Below are 19,384 nucleotides of genomic sequence, written 5' to 3'. Positions count from 1 at the left end.
TATATATAACCTACATCAAAAAACAAGGTGAAAATCCAAAATGCCTGTATACGTTTCGTAAAACGAAGGCACTGATTTTACACCTTGCTTAAAATAATTTAAAAATCATCATATTGAATTGTATTGTCTGCCACTGTCTTACCATCAACTTTGACTGTATAAGATGCTTCCTCTCCATCTTCTACAACTAGATTAACAGCATGTTGTGTATTTTTCGTAATTGAAAATGTCTCTGAAGGGCTTGAATAGTTGTTATCTTTATCTTTTATAAAGATCTCTACCTTTTGAGGTTTTTCGTCTTTGCCAGAATACGGAATCGAAATCGTATGTTGATACTGCTTATCTGGTGCTTCTGAAGCATCGTCACTTTCATTATCGTTAGCTTTATCTTGTGTCTCCTTATCTTTTTGATCTTCTTTGTCAGAACCAGTCGAGACGATAAAGCGTACTTCTTCACCTTTATCAACTTCTTTATTCTTAGGTGTGTGATTAATAATGTAATCTTTTGGAATATCATTGTCACTTCTCGTTTTTTCTACGACGACACTCATACCTTCATTTTCAAGCTCGTTTTTGACCGATTCAAATGATTGATTAGTATAATCGCCAATATACACTTGTTGTTTCCCTAAAGACTCTGTTAATGTAACTTCATCTTTTGTGACGTGAACATTTTCATTCGGGTTGACACTTTGTGCTTCGATATTCCCTTTTGCGATATTGCTCTCTGTATATGCTGTATTATAATTAATCTTTTCAATGCCTAACGCTTTTAATTTCGCTTCAGCTTCTAATTTAGGTAATCCAATCACATTCGGCATTTTTTCAATATGTGGACCTTTCGAAACGACTAAATCAACTGAACTGTTCTGTCGCACTTTACTTTCTGACGTTGGAGATGATTTGATTACACGACCTTTATCATAGTCATCGCTATAACTACTTGTCACTTGCCCCACTTTTAAGTGCTGCTTTTCAATTTGACTTTTGGCGTCCTCTTCATTTTGTCCAATAACATTTGGAACTTGACTGTATTTATTCCCAGTCATCGCTGCCAACATAAAAACAAATAAACCTATAAATAAGAGTAAAAAGATAATTGAAAACCATATCTTTTTACGTAAGGAGCGTTTAGGTTTAGTCGGTGTAGATTGATAATGCATATCCTTATTTTGACGCTCTTTTGTGGGAATAATTGGAATTTGTGCAGTCTTGTTTGTATTCTTTTTGTGTTGTGCCTTAGCATTAGCAATTGATTGTTTATCAATTGCTAATGTTTTGGTCGCATTTTCATCGGTATAGTACCTTGTCTCATTGGCACGATTTTGATTAAGCGCTGTTGAGGTATCATGTGCCATTTCAGAAACAGAACGATAACGGTGAGACTGATCTTTTTCAGTCGCTTTTAAGATGACATTACTTAGAGATTGAGGAACATCTTTTCGCTTTTCCGTGACGTTAGGAACTGTTTCTTGTATTTGTTTAATCGCGATACTTACCGGCGTTTCACCAGTAAATGGTGGTGAGCCTATTAACATTTCATAGAGCACTATACCAAGAGAGTAAATATCAGAACGCTCTCCTGTTTTTTCACCTTTCGCTTGTTCAGGTGACAAATATTGAACTGTACCAACAACGTGATTGGTTTGTGTCATAGCTGTTTCACTTAACGCTTTAGCAATTCCAAAATCCACAATTTTAATTACTTGATCACGATTAATGATCATATTTTGAGGTTTGATATCTCTATGAACAATCCCTTTTTCATGAGCATGTTGAATTCCTTTTAAAATTTGTTCAAAAAATTGAACGGCTTTTTGAGGTGGAAGCGGACCATGCGTTTTAATGTAATCTGAGAGTGTTGGACCTTCTATGTATTCCATGACCAAAAAGAAGCAATCCTCTTCTTCGCCCACATCTAGCACATTAACGATATTTTCATGTGTTAATAGCGTTGTACTCTGTACTTCTCTTTCAAATCGCTTAATCGTCTCATGTTTTTCATTAGGTGGGATGTGAATCATTTTCAGTGCAACTTTACGATTCAAAATAATATCCCATGCCATATAAACATTAGACATACCACCGCCACCGAGTAACTGTTTCAGTTCGTATCTTTCACTAATCATTCTTCCTATCATACTGGATCACCTGCGATTTCAGCGAGAATAAATGAAACATTGTCTTTTGCCTCTTCTTTTTGAGCAACATTGAGCAATGCATCTCCAGCACTTTTCAAATCTTTGGCGTGCATGAGAATATCATGAATTTGTTCAGGTTTAACGTAATCTGTTAGTCCATCTGAGTTCAAGAGTAAGTATTGATAAAAGTGCGTGCGCTTAGTGAATATATCAGGGGTCACTAATTTATCTGTCCCCATCACTTTAGTAATAATATGTCTTCTTGGATGATGGTAAGCTTCTTCTTTTGTTATTTGTCCTAGCATCACCAATTGATTGACAAAAGTATGATCAATTGTTATTTGATCACAGCGTCTTTCATTAATAAGGTATGCTCGTGAATCACCAATATTGGCGATTACCATATGATGATCATAGATAAGTGCACATACACAAGTTGTTCCCATACCCTGATAGGATTGATTGGTTTCAGCTAATAGGTATAACTCACGGTTAATTGATTGTAAAAGACGTTTCAACCATGACTCAGCTTGATGTTCTTCAATTAAATTTTCTGCCTCAAAGCGCTCTTTAATCGCATCAACCACAAAGCGGGCTGCCACCTCTCCTGCTTGGTGGCCACCCATCCCATCGCAAATGACTAATAACTGTTGATCTGTTTGATTGTAAAAAATACCACCAGCATCTTCATTTTGTTCACGATAATGTCCAATATCCGTGTATAACTCTGCCTTTAGCATCGTGATCTACCTCGTTTCTGCTTGTCGTTCCTTTGCTCTTAATTGCCCACATGCAGCATCAATATCTGAACCTTGTTCTCTTCTGATTGTAGCATTAATTCCTAAACGTTTTAACTCTTTTTCAAACTTAAATATATCATCTTTAGGTGTTTTGACATAATTTCTTTCTGGTACGTGATTAACAGGAATTAAGTTAACATGGCAATTTAAATGCTTGATTAATCCCGCTAACTCACGTGCATGCTCAAGTTGATCATTTACACCACCAAATAATCCATATTCAAACGTCACACGTCTATTTGTTTGTTTTTGATAATATTCGATTGCTTCAATTAATTTATCAACATCATATGCACGGTTTATAGGCATCAATTTGGAGCGAATCTCATTGTTAGCTGCGTGTAAACTGACAGCAAAATTAATTTGTAAAGATTCATCGGCAAAATCATAGATACGCGGAATAATTCCCGATGTTGAAACAGTGATGTGACGGGCACCTATATTCAAACTGTTATCATGATTCACAATTTTTAAGAAGTCCATCATTTCATCATAATTCTCAAACGGTTCACCAATCCCCATAATAACGATAGATGATACACGCTCATCTGTTTCATCTAGCGCTTTTTGTACAGTTAACACTTGAGAGACAATTTCGCCGGATTCAAGATTACGCTTTAATCCTCCTAAAGTTGAGGCACAAAACGTACAACCAATTCGGCACCCAACTTGTGTCGTCACACAAACCGAATTACCGTAATCATGTCTCATCAATACCGTTTCAATCGTATACCCATCTTGAAGCTCAAATAAAAACTTAATTGTACCATCGCGACTCTCTTGGCGTACAACTGTTTTTAAAGTTGTCATCGTAAAATGTTCTTTCAATAATTGACACAAATCTTTTGAAATATTTGTCATCTCATCAAATTGGTCAACACGTTTATCATATAACCATTCAAAAATTTGCTTCGCTCGAAAACTTTGTTGCCCCTGTGATTTCAACCAATCTTGCATCTCATCAAATCTCAGAGAATAAATAGATTGCTTCTCAAAGTCGGGTAAAAATTTATTTTTCTTTTTCTTCTCCGCAGTAATCATAAAATTAATCCTTTCCGTCTTATTCTAGTTATAAAAAATCCATCCGAATTAAAGTCTTGCGGTAAAATTTGTAACGTTTTGACATACTCTTTTGTCTTAGGATCGATAAATGGTGCAAATTCAAATTCAGGATGCTGCTTCAAAAACGTATAAATAACGTTTTCATTTTCCATTTGCTCTATTGTACATGTTGAATAAACTAATGTCCCATTTGCCTTTAAATTTTTAGAGACATTTTCCAAAATTTCTAATTGTATTTGTACTAATTGATCGACTTTTTGAGGTGTCATTGTATATTTAATTTCAGGTTTATGTCTAAGTACACCTAAGCCACTACAAGGTGCATCAACAAGTATCTTATCAAAAGTGCCTTCTATCGGTTGAGTTGCATCATGTTGCCTTGCTGTAATCCTTTTTAACTGTAGTTTATCAATATTATGTTGAATGAGCTTAATCTTATGATCATGAATGTCTTGTGCTAGAACTTGTCCTTGACCATTTAAGATTTCTGCCATGTGACATGCTTTACCACCTGGTGCACTACAACTATCTAGTACAGTATCTCCTAATTGTAAGTTCATTAATTCAGCAACAAACATAGAACTTTTATCTTGAATGCTGATCAAACCGTCTTGAAACAACTGAGATTGTATAATCGGCTGGCCTGACACGTGAAGGCATACGTCGATATCCTCATCACGCTTAACATCAAACTTTTCCAATTGAAGTTGTCGAACAGCCTCTTCAACTGTCATACGCGTTTGATTGACACGTACTGTTTGCATCACAGGTTCTAACATATGTTTCGCTATTTTTTGAGTTGTCTCTTGACCAAAATGGGTTTGCCAATGTTTAACAATCCATACCGGTAAGCTATATTGAATTGATAATCTCTGATGAGTATCTCGAATAGAACTTATATCGGGTAAAGCTTTAGATGTCATTTGCCTTAAGATTGCGTTTACTGTATTACCTACTTGTACTCCGCCTCTTTTTTTAGCTATTTCAACAGCTTCATGTATGATGGCATGTGTTGGAATTTTATCGAGATAAACATACTGATAAATACTCATCCATAATAAACGCCTTACCCATCCTTTTAACCTTGTCTGAACAAATGGTTTTAAATAAAAGTCGAGTGTCAACTTACGTTTGATTGTACCGTATACGAGTTCAGTATAGAGCCCTTTATCGACATTTGACAAGTGATGCAAAGATAAAACTTCATTGATTTTTAAATTACTAAAAGCCTCATTTTTCCATATATCTTCTAATGTATTGAAGCTAAGTTCACGAACGTTGACCATCTATTTTAAATCCTTTCCGACAAGCGACTCTTGAACACCACTTAAAAAATGGCTTACTGGCATACGTTTTTTTCCGGAAAGTTGAATTTCCGATAATCCAATTGCGTCATTTGAACCTGTTCCTACAATGATAAGGTTCTTCGTTACGTCAATAATTTGACCGGCAGGCCCATTTTGGCGAGTTACGATTTGTGCGGCGTATACTTTCATTGTTTTCTCATCCAATGTTGTATATGCAACAGGCCAAGGTGATAAGCCTCTAATATGATTGAAAATGGTCTCAGCATCTTTAGACCAATCAATTCGTTCATCTTCTCTTTGAATATTAGAAGCGAATGTTGCTTTATCCTCATCTTGTGGTATACGTTCGTTTGTTCCTGCTAAAACTGCTGGTAATGTTTCTTGCAACAAGTCTGTCCCTAATTGACTTAATTTATCGTGAACGGTACCAACATTATCTTCTCTTTCAATAGGGATAGCACGTTGTGAAATGATGTCACCCGCATCCAACTTTTTAACCATGTACATAATTGTGACACCTGTTTCTTTTTCGCCCTCAATAATAGCCTGATGAATTGGAGCACCTCCACGATATTTCGGCAATAATGAAGCATGAACATTAATTGCCCCTCGCTTTGGAGCATTAAGTAAAACTTCTGGCAACAATTGACCGAAAGCAGCCGTCACAATTAAATCGCTTTCTATTTTTAGTAAATCATTTAATTCATCTGACCCAGCTAGTTTTTCTGGTTGATAAATAGGGATACCGTGTTTTTCAGCGACACGCTTAACAGGTGGTGGTGTCATTTTACGTTTTCGCCCAACAGGTCTATCCGGTTGTGTCACAACTGCTACAACTTCTTCTGTTTGAATTAACATTTCTAAAATTGGTGTTGAGAAATCAGGTGTTCCCATAAAAATTATTTTACTCATCTTCTAAATACGCCTCCAATTCTGCATCTGAAATTTCACGATCCATCACATCAATAAAAAGAATCCCATTAAGATTGTCTATCACATGTAAAATCATACGCGCAATATCATCATACGCTGTGAGCTCAACTTCATTGCCTTTAAGATCAAAACTCTTTACTTTGATCATTTGACTTCGCGTCACTTCTCCAAATCGTCCAGGTACACTCAAACAACCTTCTAACTCAGTCGTTTTCTTCTCAGATTCACTTACAACAGATGGATTGATGAGTTGAAGTAGTCCGTCTTGCTCCATATCAACAATAGCAATCTGTTCAGATATGCCAATTTGTGGTGCAGCTAACGCTTGTCCTTCTGCGTCAAACATTGTATCTTCTAAATCTTGTATCACTTTTTCAATATGTTCATCAAATACTTTAACTTCTTTTGCACTTTGGCGTAGTGTGGGATGGTAGTGTGTTAATATTTTTTGAATTGCCATTTCGGAACGCTCCTCATCAAAATTCATCGTTATATTATAACTTAAATTTTTATAAAATGCGATGTCCTTTCTCATATCGTAACAAATGACCTTCATATTTGCCTCTTTCATAGTTTACTTTTGATGATAAAAATGTCAGAGGAGCTCAATAATCCTCTTTGTTGTAATGATATTAGTAAAATTAAAAGGTTCTATAGTAAATCGGACTGGTGTATAAATAATTTCATTTATTTGATTGTTCCATAAAGCCTCGCTTTTCTAGGCGCCTCAGAAGTCTCGGCTTAGGAATCAATCAAATGTGCTATATTTATTCACACCCCTAAGTTATAAAGCATGTTTTACCAACTCAATTTTACTGATTTATGTTGTATTAAAAGAGGCATTAATGTTCAAGACTTTATGATCACACAACGAAAAAGGAGTTAAGCAATCCATTATTGCATAACGCCTTAATTTAATACGACCAGTACAATTTGACTGAGAGCCAATTAAAACTGTTATATTGAGCTGAGTACTTCCCTTTAATCAAAAAAAGACAAACAGCTCACTGATAAATTGGAAAATCTATCTTATTGAGCCATCTGCCCTTTTTCTGCCCTTAACGATATTCTATCAATTGTCTCAAAACATGTGAAAACTGATAATCAACGCTTTATCTAACTATTTACATCATCATATAGGGATTGATGTCAATCTTTAATGATAATTTCTTTTTATGATACAGTTCATGATAGTAATCATCGAGATACCTTAAAATTTGAATGAGCGTTGGTTCACTTTTGAACTTTACAAGTACTTGGAACCGATACTCATTATTAATTCTAGAGAGTGGTGCAGGTGATGGTCCTAGAATTAATGCTTTGTCACTTAACTGTTGTATTAATAGCTGATGAATATGCGTCGAAGCTTGCAGTACATCTTTCATATTTTGATGCGCAACTGTAAAGCTAATTAAAAAGTAATACGGCGGATATTTTGCCAGTTGTCGATATGCCATTTCTTTTCGATAAAAATCGATATAATTCGCTTGTTTGACATACTCTATTGCATAATGCGTAGGATTATACGTTTGAATAATGACTTCCCCTGATTTGTCGTGACGCCCTGCACGTCCCGCAACTTGCGTCAGTATTTGGAAAGTTCTCTCACTCGAACGAAAATCAGGTAAGTTCAGCATAGTATCTGCATTAAGGACACCAACAAGAGTAATATTTGGAAAATCCAATCCCTTCGCAATCATTTGCGTTCCTAATAAAATGTCACCTTCACCATTTCCAAATTGATTTAACAATTTTTCGTGACTGCCTTTTTTGCTTGTCGTATCGACATCCATCCGGATAATACGCGCTTCAGGAAAGCGTTGTTGTAATAGTTCTTCTACGCGTTGTGTTCCTGTTCCCATTTGACGAATATGTTCACTTTCACAATTCGGACAACGCATCGGTGCTTGTTCTTGATAACCACAATAATGACATTTTAATTGGTCACTTGACTTATGATAAGTTAGCGAAATATCACAATTCGGACACTGTGGTACGTGTCCACAGTCCCTACATAACATAAAAGACGCATAGCCACGTCGATTCAGAAATAGTACGATTTGTTCCTTTTTTTGGAGACGCGTTTCAATCGCTTCTGAAAGTTTTTCAGAAAACATGGACCGATTACCATTTGCTAACTCTTCTCGCATATCACACACGTCGATTTGAGGCAAAGGCCTTTGATTAACTCGTGTAGGCATCGATAGTAATGTATAGAGCCCTTTTTCAGCACGCGCATAACTTTCCAAACTCGGTGTTGCACTCCCTAAAATAAGTGGACATTGATGATATTGACAGCGCCACTCCGCAATATCCTTAACATGATATCGCGGGTAATCTTCTTGCTTATACGTTGCCTCATGTTCTTCATCGATAATAATAATCCCCAGATTTTTAAACGGTGCAAAAATACTTGAACGTGCACCTACACTCACACGTGCTCGTCCATCTCGAATCTTTTGCCACTCATCATAACGTTCTCCTTTAGACAACGCGGAATGCAGTACTGCCACCTCATCGCCAAATCGCGCTTTAAATCTCAATACCATTTGAGGTGTTAGGGCAATTTCAGGTACGAGCATCATTGCATTTTGTCCTTTATTTAATACGTCCTCAATGATATGCAGATACACTTCTGTCTTCCCAGAACCAGTCACACCATGCATTAAAAATGTCTCATTATTTTCATTTTTTACAGATTGCAGTATCGCATTATACGCTTGTCGTTGTTCACTTGTTAGAGGACGTTTCAATTCTTGCTCAAAGACACGTCCTTCATATGGATCACGTTCAATGATTGCGTCGTATTTTTCAATGATTTGATACTTTTCAAGCGTTTTAATTGAAGAAGGTGAAAAAGACATATCGATTAGTTCTTTTAAAAATACATCACGGTGTTGTTCATCTAGCAAAAAACAAACAAGCTCATACTGCTTAGGTTTACTTTCCAATTGCATTAATAATTCATCATGATTGATATCTGGAGCAATTCTTACTGCCTTTTGTGTTTTCTTTTTTGTATTTTGAGATAAAAGCGTCTCTTCTCGAATAGCACCTTTATTTAAATAGTGCATCATCGTTTCAATTTGTTGGTCTTCTTGCGCTTTTTTATAAAAATAATAGCCGTCCCGGTTAAATAATCGAAGGACTTCATCGGGTATCTGTAATGAATCCATTATTTTAAATGCTTTTTGATATTTTGCTTTAATTGCACTTGGTAACATCACTTCAAGAATTGATATACGCTTAGATACAAAGTTTTGACTGTACCATTCACTTAAATCTACCAATTCCTTTGTCAGCTCGGGTTGAATATCTTTCACTTCCAAAATTGGTTTTAGTCGTGTTCGATCCACTTCCGCTGCTTCATCTTGAATACATGACATTACATATCCTTGAATTTGACGAGGTCCAAAAGGGACAACGACACGCACACCGGGCTGGATAATTGATTCAAGCTGATCAGGTATCAAATAATCGAAAGTTTTGTCGACACTTTTGGAATCCACATCTACAATAACTTGTGCAATCATTCTTGCCAACTTCCTTCTAATGCTGATAATATTTCGTAAGCAAGTTGTTTTTTACTCGTTTTGTCAATTGAAATCGTTGAACCATCTTTAAAATAAAGTGAAACTTCATTTTCATCAGATTGAAAACCGATTGTCGTGTCACCAACGTTATTTGCTATAATCACATCGGCGTTTTTTCGACTTAATTTTTCACGTGCATAAGTTTCAACATTTTGTGTTTCTGCTGCAAAGCCGACTAATTTCTGATGTTTTTTATGTTGTCCTAGATATTTCAATATATCTTGTGTCCTTTTAAACTCAACAATTAAGTTCCCGTCTTGCTTTTTCATTTTGTGATTTAAATGTTCAACGGGCGTGTAATCCGAAACTGCTGCTGTTTTAAAGACTATATCTTGATAGTCGAATCTTTCTGCTACTGCTTTAAACATCTCATCGGCACTATACACTTGAATGAAGTCGATATTCTGAGGCACTTCTAAATGTGTTGGCCCACTGACTAAAGTAACAAAAGCCCCTTGCTTTTGTAACGCTTCCGCTAAAGCATATCCCATTTTGCCTGATGCACGATTTGAAACATATCGCACTGGATCAATTTCTTCTATCGTAGGACCTGCTGTAATCAATACTTTGCGATTTTTAAAATATGTTTCAGTAGCTTCAGCACTTTTCAACTGTTTCACATCTCGTTCAATGACTGTTTGGATTTCCATAGGTTCTGCCATACGCCCTTTTGCAACATAACCACATGCTAAAAATCCTTCGCCTGGCTCAATGAAATGATACCCGTCTTGTTCTAATATTTTCATATTTTGTTGGATTCGCGGATTTTCATACATATGCACATTCATAGCAGCTGCAATAAATTTTGGTGTTTCTGTTGCTAAAAGTGTAGTCGTTACCATATCATCAGCAATACCATGACTTAATTTAGAAATGATATTTGCCGTAGCAGGTGCAACAACAATTGCATCAGCCCAATCCCCTAATGCCACATGTTGTATTTCAGCTGGATTTTCCTCATGAAACGTATTCGTATAAACCGCATTACGGCTAATGGCTTGAAAAGCTAAAGGGGTCACAAACTCTTGTGCATGTTGGGTTAACATCACTCGTACGTTGTATCCACTTTGCGTTAGTTTGCTCGTTAAATCAATCGCTTTATATGCTGCAATACCACCTGTAACAGCGACTAAAATATTTTTCATAATTTCACTCCTGATTATTGACAGTTACTTGCATTATAGTATATTTAGCAGTAATTTCATAAAAACTTTTCTCATATTTTTAAAAGTTTTATGCGAATTCACATGTCAGCAGATTTTATCTTTTTTAACAGACTTAATATGTCGTGCCCTCTCAAGATATGCTATCAGTTCTATTATAACGCACTTCAAATGATACAATAAAAAAGGCTCTATAATAAATCGGACTGGTGTATAAATAATTTCATTTATTTGATTGTTCCATAAAGCCTCGCTTTTCTAGATGCCTCAGAAGTCTCGACTTAGGAATCAATCAAATGTGCTATATTTATTCACACCCCTAAGCGTTATAAAATATGTTTTACCAACTCAATTTTACTGGTTTATGTTGTATTAAAAGAGAAATTAATGTTCAAGACTTTATGATCACACAACAAAAAAGGAGTTAAGCAATCCATTATTGCATAACGCCTTAATTTAATGCGACCAGTCCAATTTAACTGAGAGCCTAAAAAAAATAGGGCGACGGTCGTCACCCTACTGAAAAACACACTTATTCTTATTCACAGCATGAACTTTAGTTAATTTGATTGAATGCTTTTTCATCAACATACGGCGTTATTTTTTGAGCTGCGATTTCTTCAAGCGCACGCCCTACTGTTTTTTTACTCGTATATTGATCAAGTAACAATGCCTCTGGATTTGCTTGGATTTCACGTGCACGTTTAGCTGCTGTAGTCGCGATTAAATATTTAGAATTCACCTTATTTTGTAATTCATGTAACGGTGGGTATAACATTATTTTTTAGCCTCCAATAACATTTTTCTGTATTTTGCTTCAATGCGTTCTCTTTTTAGATGCTCTGCTTCGACAATTGATTGAATACGCTTTTTGGCAAGATCTACTTCATCATTCACCACAACATAGTCGTATAAATTCATCAATTCCACTTCTTTACGTGCTTCATTGATACGACTTTGAATTTTTTCGGTAGTTTCTGTACCACGTCCAATCAAGCGTTCTTCTAAGTGATCTAGACTTGGCGGTGCTAAAAAGATAAATAGTGCATCAGGGAACTTTTTACGAACTTGCTTCGCGCCTTCTACCTCTATTTCTAAAAATACATCATATCCAGCATGCATCGTATCTTTAACATATTGAACTGGTGTCCCATAATAATTCCCAACATACTCTGCATACTCTATAAATTCATCTTGTTCAATGAGTTGCTCGAATGCTTCGCGGGTTTTAAAAAAGTAATCCACACCATCTTGTTCCCCTTCACGCATCGGACGGGTTGTCATTGATATTGAATATTTATAAGATGTAGTGGGATCATCAAAAATGCGTTTTCTAACAGTGCCCTTACCTACACCAGAGGGGCCTGAGAGTACAATAAGTAAGCCTTTTTCAGTGTCCATGCCTTACGACCTTTCTTCACTATTCTTCTATTTATTTACATATCTTACCATAGTTTTGATCTAATTGTATAGAGTATATAAAGATAATCTTAATGTCTGACGCACCTCTAAACACATGCTATAATAAAGAAATGAAATTTTTAAAGGTGGCAGATATACATGGCATTTGATGGTGTTTTTACAAAAAAAATGGTAGAAGATTTACAAACTCTCGTTTCAGGTCGTATTCATAAAATTAACCAACCTGAAAACGATACGATTATTATGGTGATTCGTCAAAATCGTAAAAATCATCAATTATTACTATCTATTCACCCTAACTTTGCAAGAATTCATATTACTGAAAAAAAATATGATAATCCTTTCGAGCCCCCCATGTTCGCTCGCGTATTTCGTAAACATTTAGAAGGCGGTATAATTCGAGCAATTCGACAAGTTCACAATGATCGTCGTATCGAAATTGACGTTGAAAGTAAAGATGAACTCGGAGATACCATTCATCGCACAGTGATTCTAGAAATTATGGGTAAACATAGTAATTTGATTTTAATCGATGAACAAAACAAAATCATCGAAGGTTTTAAGCATTTAACGCCGAATACCAACCAATACCGAACAGTTATGCCCGGTTTTCAATATGAAGCGCCACCTACTCAAAATAAAATCAATCCTTATCAAGTAGTAGGTCAAGATGTCCTTCAATATATTGATTTTAATGCTGGTAAAATTGACCGTCAGTTGTTAAATACATTCGAAGGTTTTTCCCCGTTAATCACTAAAGAAATTGTTTCTCGCCGTCATTTCATGACAACTCAAACTTTACCTGAAGCCTATGATGAAGTCATGTCTGAAACGGCACAATCTGTCGAACCAGTCTTTCACAAAAATCATGAAACGGGTAAAGAAGATTTTTACTTTATGAAGTTACAACAATTTAATGATGATATCATTGAATATGATTCATTACATCAGCTTTTGGATCGCTTTTATGAAGCACGTGGTGAAAGAGAGCGCGTCAAACAACGTGCCAATGATTTAATGAAATTAGTACATCAACATTTACAAAAATATCAAAACAAATTGACTAAGTTGATTTCAGAATTAGAGGGAACTAAAGATAAAGAACAACAACAATTGTATGGCGAACTTATTACAGCAAACATGTACCAACTGAAAATGGGCGATGCTCAATTAACAACGACGAACTATTACAACAACGAAACTGTCACAATCCCATTAGATCCAACACGTTCCCCTTCTGATAATGCGCAGTACTATTTCAAACAATACAATCGTATGAAAACAAGAGAACGTGAACTTGAGCATCAAATTCATTTAACTCAGGAAAATATTCGTTATTTTGAAAGTATCGATCAACAATTGTCACACATTACAGTCGATGAAATTGATGATATCCGTGATGAACTTGCAGATCAAGGCTTCATTAAACAACGTAAGCAACGCAAAAAACAAAAGCAACAACAGATTCAACTTCAGGCATACCAATCCTCTGACAACGATACCATTTTAGTTGGCAAAAATAATAAGCAAAATGATTATTTAACACATAAACGTGCTCATAAATCACATTTGTGGTTGCATACAAAAGATATCCCGGGGAGTCATGTCGTTATCCTAAACGAAAACCCATCGGAACAAACGATACAAGAAGCGGCTATGATTGCGGCCTACTTTTCTAAAGCAGGCCAATCCAGTCAAATTCCAGTAGACTATACTTTAATCAAACACGTACACAAACCGAGCGGTGCTAAACCTGGTTTCGTCACATATGAGCAACAAAAAACCGTTTACGTGACACCGAATTATGATACAATCCAATCATTACACCAAAATAATGTAACAACTTAAATATTTAAGAAAACGAAACACCCTCAATCAGATATTCAACATTGAGGGTGTTGTGAATTTAGTACCTATGATTTCTTATTATTTTCTGGGAGGGCTAATTGAAAGTTCACACCAAACCGATCTTGAATCCAAGCAAATTCACGGTATTGAGGTGGCATTTCTGTTTTTGGCATCAATATTGCACCACCATCTTTTAAACCGTTGTATAATGTATCCATTTCAAACTGGTCTTTTACAGTAACGAATAATGACATAGCTGGATTCATTTCAATATTTGTCCCATTCATATTATCAATAGCCATAAATACTTGTCCATTTAATGTAAATATCGAATGTTGAACCTTACCTGCCTGCTCAGGTATCGTATCATCATACTTTACCATCGTTAATATATCACTATCTTCAAATAATGAGGTATAATAATGTATCGCTTCTTCTGCATCACCATTAAACATCAAAAATGTAGTTATTTTAGGTAATTTCATTTTGTGTCCTCCTCTAATTGACATGACTACGATTTTAAACCTATTTTTCTTTCACTTCTTATTATAACCGGTTACAATAAAGTTAAATCATATTTGGAGGAATTTTCATGTTAAGTATGAACCTAATCATCCCGCTACTCGTATTACTTTTAATTATCGTCGGTGGATGGCTCTTTTTAAAATGGTATTTAAGATAATTTGATATGTAAACGGACACATTACTAGAAGTGTAGCATTCCGAATCGTACTAATCATTTCTATGAAGATATAGTGATGGTACTATCGGAATGTATTGTTGAACTAAATAAGTGAAGTCATCAATGAGGGTATGTTATATTCACAAGAAAGATTATTCATTTAAATTCAGGCTGGGACATAAATATCTCGAAGTTTTCTTATAATGAGATGATTCATTCAATGATACGAAAATGTCTTTTTTAAAGCATTTTAATGTAAAATTACATGTATATCACGTCGTATTGTTGGCAAGACGCCTGAGGGAAAGGATGAGCGTCGAGACCGGGGCTCGACCCATTCCCTAGGAAATGCGAGCCAGACAATACGAATTATTTTGGGATTTATATCCCAGCCTGTTTTAATTTTTTAAAAATGACAATATATCATTCATATTATCGAAAATAAAATCTGCTCTACTTTGGTTGACGGGCATTCTCTGTTCTTTATAGGCAATAGTTTTAATAAGTGCATTTTTAGAAGCCTCTATGCCATAATAAGAATCTTCTATGACAATAACTTCTGAACTTTTTAACCCTAAGCATTTTAAAGCCGTCAAATATATCTCAGGATTTGGCTTCGATTCAGTGAAATCTTCGCCACTAATAATCAAATCAAAGTATCCCAGTATCTCACATTCTTCCAACACATTTATAATACGTTTTTTTGTCGAAGAAGACACAACTGCCAATTTCACATTTTTGGATTTAGACCATCTTAATAAGTGAACAATGTCTTCACGAAATAAACTTTTATATGATATTTGAGCATGATGTTTCTCTTCAAGTTCTGAGTATTCTTTTTCGATCGACTTTATAGTTTCTGTATGATTTAAAAACTCAGCCATTTTTGAAAAAAGATTTGTATACGATAAGCCAATCAATTCAGAAAAGTAACTATAATCTTTACTTTCCAGCTTTGAATTTTTTGATTTTAAATATTTTATTTGCAAATCATAGTCTATACTTTCAGTATCTACTATGACGCCATCCATATCGAAAATAATTGCTCGCAATTAACCCACCCCAATTAATATATGATATCGTTTATATGATATGAAACATATTTTGGTTCGACGCTAAAAATATTCTCTCTAAACCAATTAACCCCTATAGTTTCTATACCTGCAGCAATACCAGATTTTATATCTGCATCACTATTTCAGCAATTCATAAAATAACTCTTTCTTGCAGTATCTAAAACATTTGTCGTACATATCCTCTTTAAAGAAAACGCTTTCATTAGAGGCGCCAGATTCCACTTCACGATGCACCCTTGACTTACACTAACAATCCTACTAGCAATATTGTAATGGACTTTCACAGTCAAGTGCTATATGCCGAAAAAGTTAGGCAACAACACATTGCCTAACTCCTTATATCTCTAATACGACAAATCCGACTTATTTATAACTGATTACGCCAATTCACTAACGTATCAATATCTTCTTTAGTGACTTTGCCTTCTTGTTCTGCAACTTCAATTAATTCATCATAATGACTTAAAGTGACAAATGGAGACTTAACTTCTTCAAATGCGATATCAGCCTTTTTCAATCCATATGTGAAAATAGCAACTACACCTAAAACTTCCGCACCAGCTGCACGTAAAGCTTCAATCGCCGTAATAGATGATCCGCCTGTCGAAATCAAATCTTCTACAACCACGACTTTTTTGCCTTGACTATTTGCGCCTTCAATTTGATTCTGCTTGCCGTGACTTTTGCTTTTCGAACGAACATAATTCATTGGTAAATTCATCTTGTCAGAAATATATGCTGCATGTGGAATACCTGCAGTAGCCGTCCCTGATATCACTTCAACATCTGGATATTCTGATTGAATTAACTCAATTAAACCGTCACGTATTGCCTCACGCACTTTGGGATATCCTAAAGTAATTCGATTATCACAATAAATAGGTGACTGAATGCCTGAACTCCAAGTAAACATATCATTCGGAGATAATGAAACTGCCTCAATATCTAATAACGCTTTTGCAATTGCTTTAACCATTCTTTAACCAACTTTCCTTGATTTGATGATAACTGTCAACGGGATTGTCACTTTGCGTAATAGGACGTCCTACGACAATGTGGGTAGAACCTAATTTTTGTGCATCTTCAGGTGTTGTAATACGTTTTTGGTCATGTGTTGCACTATTTTTGGGACGTATACCTGGTGTAACTTTTAAGAAATTTTTCCCACATTGCTCTTGAATGATTTTAGCCTCAAGAGGTGAACAAACTACGCCGTGCAATCCTGCTTTTTGTGCTAGGACTGCATAATTTAAAACCGCTTCTTCCATACTTGTCTGAATGTTTTGCTCATCATGTAATTGTTCTTCTGTCGTAGAAGTAAGTTGTGTCACAGCGATGATTTTTATCTGTGGATTGTGCTTGTGTAACCCTTCAATTGCACGCTTCATCATATCTTGACCACCAGCTGCATGCACATTCACTAAGTCAACGTCAAGTTTGGCTAAACCTTCCATCGCTTTGCCTACAGTATTTGGAATATCATGTAATTTAAGATCTAAGAAAATATCGTGCCCAAGTGCTTTAATTGATTTTAATAACTCTGGTCCTGTTTGGTAAAAGAGCTCCATTCCCACTTTGACAAATAATGGCTCATTAAATTGGTGTAAAAACGACATCACTTCATCTTGACTTGCAAAATCTAATGCGATGATGGGTTCTTTTCTCATGATTTACAGTCCTTTCTGAGTACGGCATTTTAATTCTGTAATATGTGTTACGCCTAGTTGATCCATACGCTCTGGTAATGAGTCAATAATCTCTTTACAGACAAGAGGATTTTGGAAGTTTGCTGTTCCTACTGCAACTGCGTCGGCACCAACTGAGATAAAATCAATCACATCTTGTTCATTTTGAATGCCACCCATTGCAATGATTGGAATCTCCGGCAATGCTTTTCGCACTTCAAAAACCATTCTCAAGGCAACAGGTTTAATTGCTGGACCACTTAATCCTCCTACAACATTATGGATAATAGGACGACCCGTATTGGCATCAATACGTAACCCAACAAGTGTATTAATCATTGTTAGTCCATCAGCGTACTGACTTATTGCTTTTGCCATCTCGACAATATTTGTAACGTTAGGAGAAAGTTTAACGTATACAGGAACTGACGAAACAGCTTTAACTTTACGCGTCAATTCTGCTGCAACTTGTGGATCTACACCGAACTGCATCCCGCCTTCTTTCACATTTGGACATGAAATATTCAGTTCTAACGCTTTAACATTAGGTGCTTTTGAAATATGCTCAGCAACATAAACATAATCTTCTTCAATTGAACCAGCAACATTCGCAATAATCGGTACATCATATTGTTCTAACGCTTTCAACTCATGTTCAATAATATGATGTACGCCTGGGTTTTGAAGGCCGATAGCATTAATCATACCGCTGTCTGTTTCAGCAACGCGTGGTGTTTCATTTCCAAATCGAGCCTCTTTCGTTGCTGCTTTAACCATGATGGCACCAAGTTCAGATAAGTCATAGAACTGACTGTACTCAGCACCGAATGCAAAACAACCACTCGCAGGCATGACTGGATTCTTGAGTGATAAGCCTGGCAACTCAATATTCAATCGACTCATAATACAACCGCTCCTTTTTCAAAGACTGGTCCGTCAGTACATACTTTAACGTAATCAGTGGTACTATTCGGCACATGGCACACACATGCATAACATGCACCAACACCACATCCCATGCGTTCTTCCAAAGAAATATATCCAGGTACATCTTTTAAAGTATATAACTGTGTAAGCGCTTTGAGCATTGGCTTTGGACCACACGTGTAATAAATATCATAATCAACAGGTAATTGATCAATCACATTCGTCACAAAGCCTTTTTCACCTAGGCTACCATCTTCTGTCGCAATATATGTCTGACCTAATGCCTCAAATTGTTCCTGATAAAAAACATCTTTTTTAGAGCGAAATCCTAATACGTGGACAACTTCAATGCCGCGCTTTGTCAGTTGCTTTGAGAGTTCATAAAGCGGTGGTACACCAATACCGCCTCCAACAAGCAATGCCTTTTTTTGTGCCTTATCAACAGGAAAACCATTACCTAATGGTGCAAGAATATCGATTTCGTCCCCTTTTGAAAGGGCAGCAATCTTTTCAGTTCCTGCACCTTCTGCACGAAAAAGCATCGTAAAACTTTTTTCTGATGTATTAATTTCACATATTGAAATTGGACGTCGTAACATATGCAGAGAGCCTTGTCCTGCTTTAATATGGACAAACTGCCCCGGTTGCTTCAACTGTTCAACAACCGGTCCAGTCACTTTCAATTCATAAATACGATCTGCAATCTTTTCATTTGAAATGACCGTTAATTTTTCCACCGCTTCAT

General features: G+C 35.9%; 17 protein-coding genes. 1 reads left to right on the top strand and 16 read right to left on the bottom strand.

Translation table 11 applies throughout. From position 1 onward, the window contains the following. Positions 1 to 98: 98 nt before the first annotated feature. The 10 genes from pknB to gmk all read right to left on the bottom strand — a co-directional run bounded on the left by pknB (position 99) and on the right by gmk (position 12,400). Entirely contained in the window at positions 99 to 2,141 is a 2,043-nt protein-coding gene (gene pknB / locus C7J90_RS07860; protein WP_103208791.1) for a Stk1 family PASTA domain-containing Ser/Thr kinase, read from the bottom strand. Then, positions 2,138 to 2,881 carry a Stp1/IreP family PP2C-type Ser/Thr phosphatase gene (locus C7J90_RS07855; protein WP_103208789.1) on the bottom strand — a complete coding sequence of 248 codons (744 nt, stop codon included), beginning with the start codon at positions 2,879 to 2,881 and terminating at the stop codon, positions 2,138 to 2,140. The genes pknB and C7J90_RS07855 overlap by 4 nt, the downstream gene beginning before the upstream one ends. 6 nt (positions 2,882 to 2,887) lie before the next feature. Next, positions 2,888 to 3,982 carry a dual-specificity RNA methyltransferase RlmN gene (gene rlmN, locus C7J90_RS07850; RefSeq protein WP_103208786.1) on the bottom strand — a complete coding sequence of 365 codons (1,095 nt, stop codon included), beginning with the start codon at positions 3,980 to 3,982 and terminating at the stop codon, positions 2,888 to 2,890. After that, positions 3,979 to 5,289, bottom strand: coding sequence for a 16S rRNA (cytosine(967)-C(5))-methyltransferase RsmB (gene rsmB / locus C7J90_RS07845; RefSeq protein WP_103208784.1), 1,311 nt, complete (start codon positions 5,287 to 5,289; stop codon positions 3,979 to 3,981). Before rsmB ends, rlmN begins: the two co-directional genes overlap by 4 nt. Continuing rightward, positions 5,290 to 6,222 carry a methionyl-tRNA formyltransferase gene (gene fmt / locus C7J90_RS07840; protein ID WP_103208782.1) on the bottom strand — a complete coding sequence of 311 codons (933 nt, stop codon included), beginning with the start codon at positions 6,220 to 6,222 and terminating at the stop codon, positions 5,290 to 5,292. It lies immediately after the preceding gene. Further along, positions 6,215 to 6,703, bottom strand: a complete 489-nt coding sequence (gene def / locus C7J90_RS07835; RefSeq protein ID WP_103208800.1) for a peptide deformylase — start codon at positions 6,701 to 6,703, stop codon at positions 6,215 to 6,217. The genes fmt and def overlap by 8 nt, the downstream gene beginning before the upstream one ends. A gap of 664 nt (positions 6,704 to 7,367) precedes the next feature. Beyond that, entirely contained in the window at positions 7,368 to 9,776 is a 2,409-nt protein-coding gene (gene priA / locus C7J90_RS07830; protein ID WP_103208780.1) for a primosomal protein N', read from the bottom strand. Then, positions 9,773 to 10,981: a bifunctional phosphopantothenoylcysteine decarboxylase/phosphopantothenate--cysteine ligase CoaBC gene (gene coaBC, locus C7J90_RS07825; RefSeq protein ID WP_174688360.1), complete on the bottom strand. Its 1,209-nt coding sequence runs from the start codon at positions 10,979 to 10,981 to the stop codon at positions 9,773 to 9,775. Before coaBC ends, priA begins: the two co-directional genes overlap by 4 nt. Positions 10,982 to 11,555: 574 nt before the next feature. Next, on the bottom strand, positions 11,556 to 11,777 hold the full coding sequence (gene rpoZ / locus C7J90_RS07820) for a DNA-directed RNA polymerase subunit omega (RefSeq protein WP_103208777.1): 222 nt from the start codon (positions 11,775 to 11,777) through the stop codon (positions 11,556 to 11,558). After that, complete coding sequence (gene gmk, locus C7J90_RS07815; protein ID WP_103208775.1) at positions 11,777 to 12,400, bottom strand: guanylate kinase; 624 nt, start codon at positions 12,398 to 12,400, stop codon at positions 11,777 to 11,779. The genes rpoZ and gmk overlap by 1 nt, the downstream gene beginning before the upstream one ends. Before the next feature lie 159 nt (positions 12,401 to 12,559). Here gmk and C7J90_RS07810 point away from each other — a divergent pair, with 159 nt between their 5' ends. Then, positions 12,560 to 14,269: an Rqc2 family fibronectin-binding protein gene (locus tag C7J90_RS07810; protein ID WP_103208774.1), complete on the top strand. Its 1,710-nt coding sequence runs from the start codon at positions 12,560 to 12,562 to the stop codon at positions 14,267 to 14,269. Between the two features lie 65 nt (positions 14,270 to 14,334). Here the strand turns inward: C7J90_RS07810 and C7J90_RS07805 are convergent, their stop codons facing one another. The 6 genes from C7J90_RS07805 to C7J90_RS07780 form a co-directional block, all read right to left on the bottom strand. Next, on the bottom strand, positions 14,335 to 14,754 hold the full coding sequence (locus C7J90_RS07805) for a VOC family protein (protein WP_103208772.1): 420 nt from the start codon (positions 14,752 to 14,754) through the stop codon (positions 14,335 to 14,337). Positions 14,755 to 15,349: 595 nt separating this feature from the next. Beyond that, complete coding sequence (locus C7J90_RS07800; protein WP_103208771.1) at positions 15,350 to 16,003, bottom strand: HAD family hydrolase; 654 nt, start codon at positions 16,001 to 16,003, stop codon at positions 15,350 to 15,352. Positions 16,004 to 16,394: 391 nt separating this feature from the next. Beyond that, the gene (pyrE, locus tag C7J90_RS07795) at positions 16,395 to 17,003 is read right to left on the bottom strand and encodes an orotate phosphoribosyltransferase (protein WP_103208768.1); all 609 of its coding nucleotides are present in this window, start codon (positions 17,001 to 17,003) and stop codon (positions 16,395 to 16,397) included. Next, the gene (gene pyrF, locus C7J90_RS07790) at positions 16,996 to 17,694 is read right to left on the bottom strand and encodes an orotidine-5'-phosphate decarboxylase (protein ID WP_103208766.1); all 699 of its coding nucleotides are present in this window, start codon (positions 17,692 to 17,694) and stop codon (positions 16,996 to 16,998) included. The genes pyrE and pyrF overlap by 8 nt, the downstream gene beginning before the upstream one ends. Before the next feature lie 3 nt (positions 17,695 to 17,697). Then, the gene (locus C7J90_RS07785) at positions 17,698 to 18,615 is read right to left on the bottom strand and encodes a dihydroorotate dehydrogenase (protein WP_103208764.1); all 918 of its coding nucleotides are present in this window, start codon (positions 18,613 to 18,615) and stop codon (positions 17,698 to 17,700) included. Next, positions 18,612 to 19,376 carry a dihydroorotate dehydrogenase electron transfer subunit gene (locus C7J90_RS07780; protein WP_103208763.1) on the bottom strand — a complete coding sequence of 255 codons (765 nt, stop codon included), beginning with the start codon at positions 19,374 to 19,376 and terminating at the stop codon, positions 18,612 to 18,614. Before C7J90_RS07780 ends, C7J90_RS07785 begins: the two co-directional genes overlap by 4 nt. Positions 19,377 to 19,384 lie beyond the last annotated feature (8 nt).

The organism is Staphylococcus felis, assembly GCF_003012915.1.
GTDB classification, from domain to species: Bacteria; Bacillota; Bacilli; order Staphylococcales; family Staphylococcaceae; genus Staphylococcus; species Staphylococcus felis.
This window is presented reverse-complemented; position numbering and strand designations above follow the sequence as displayed.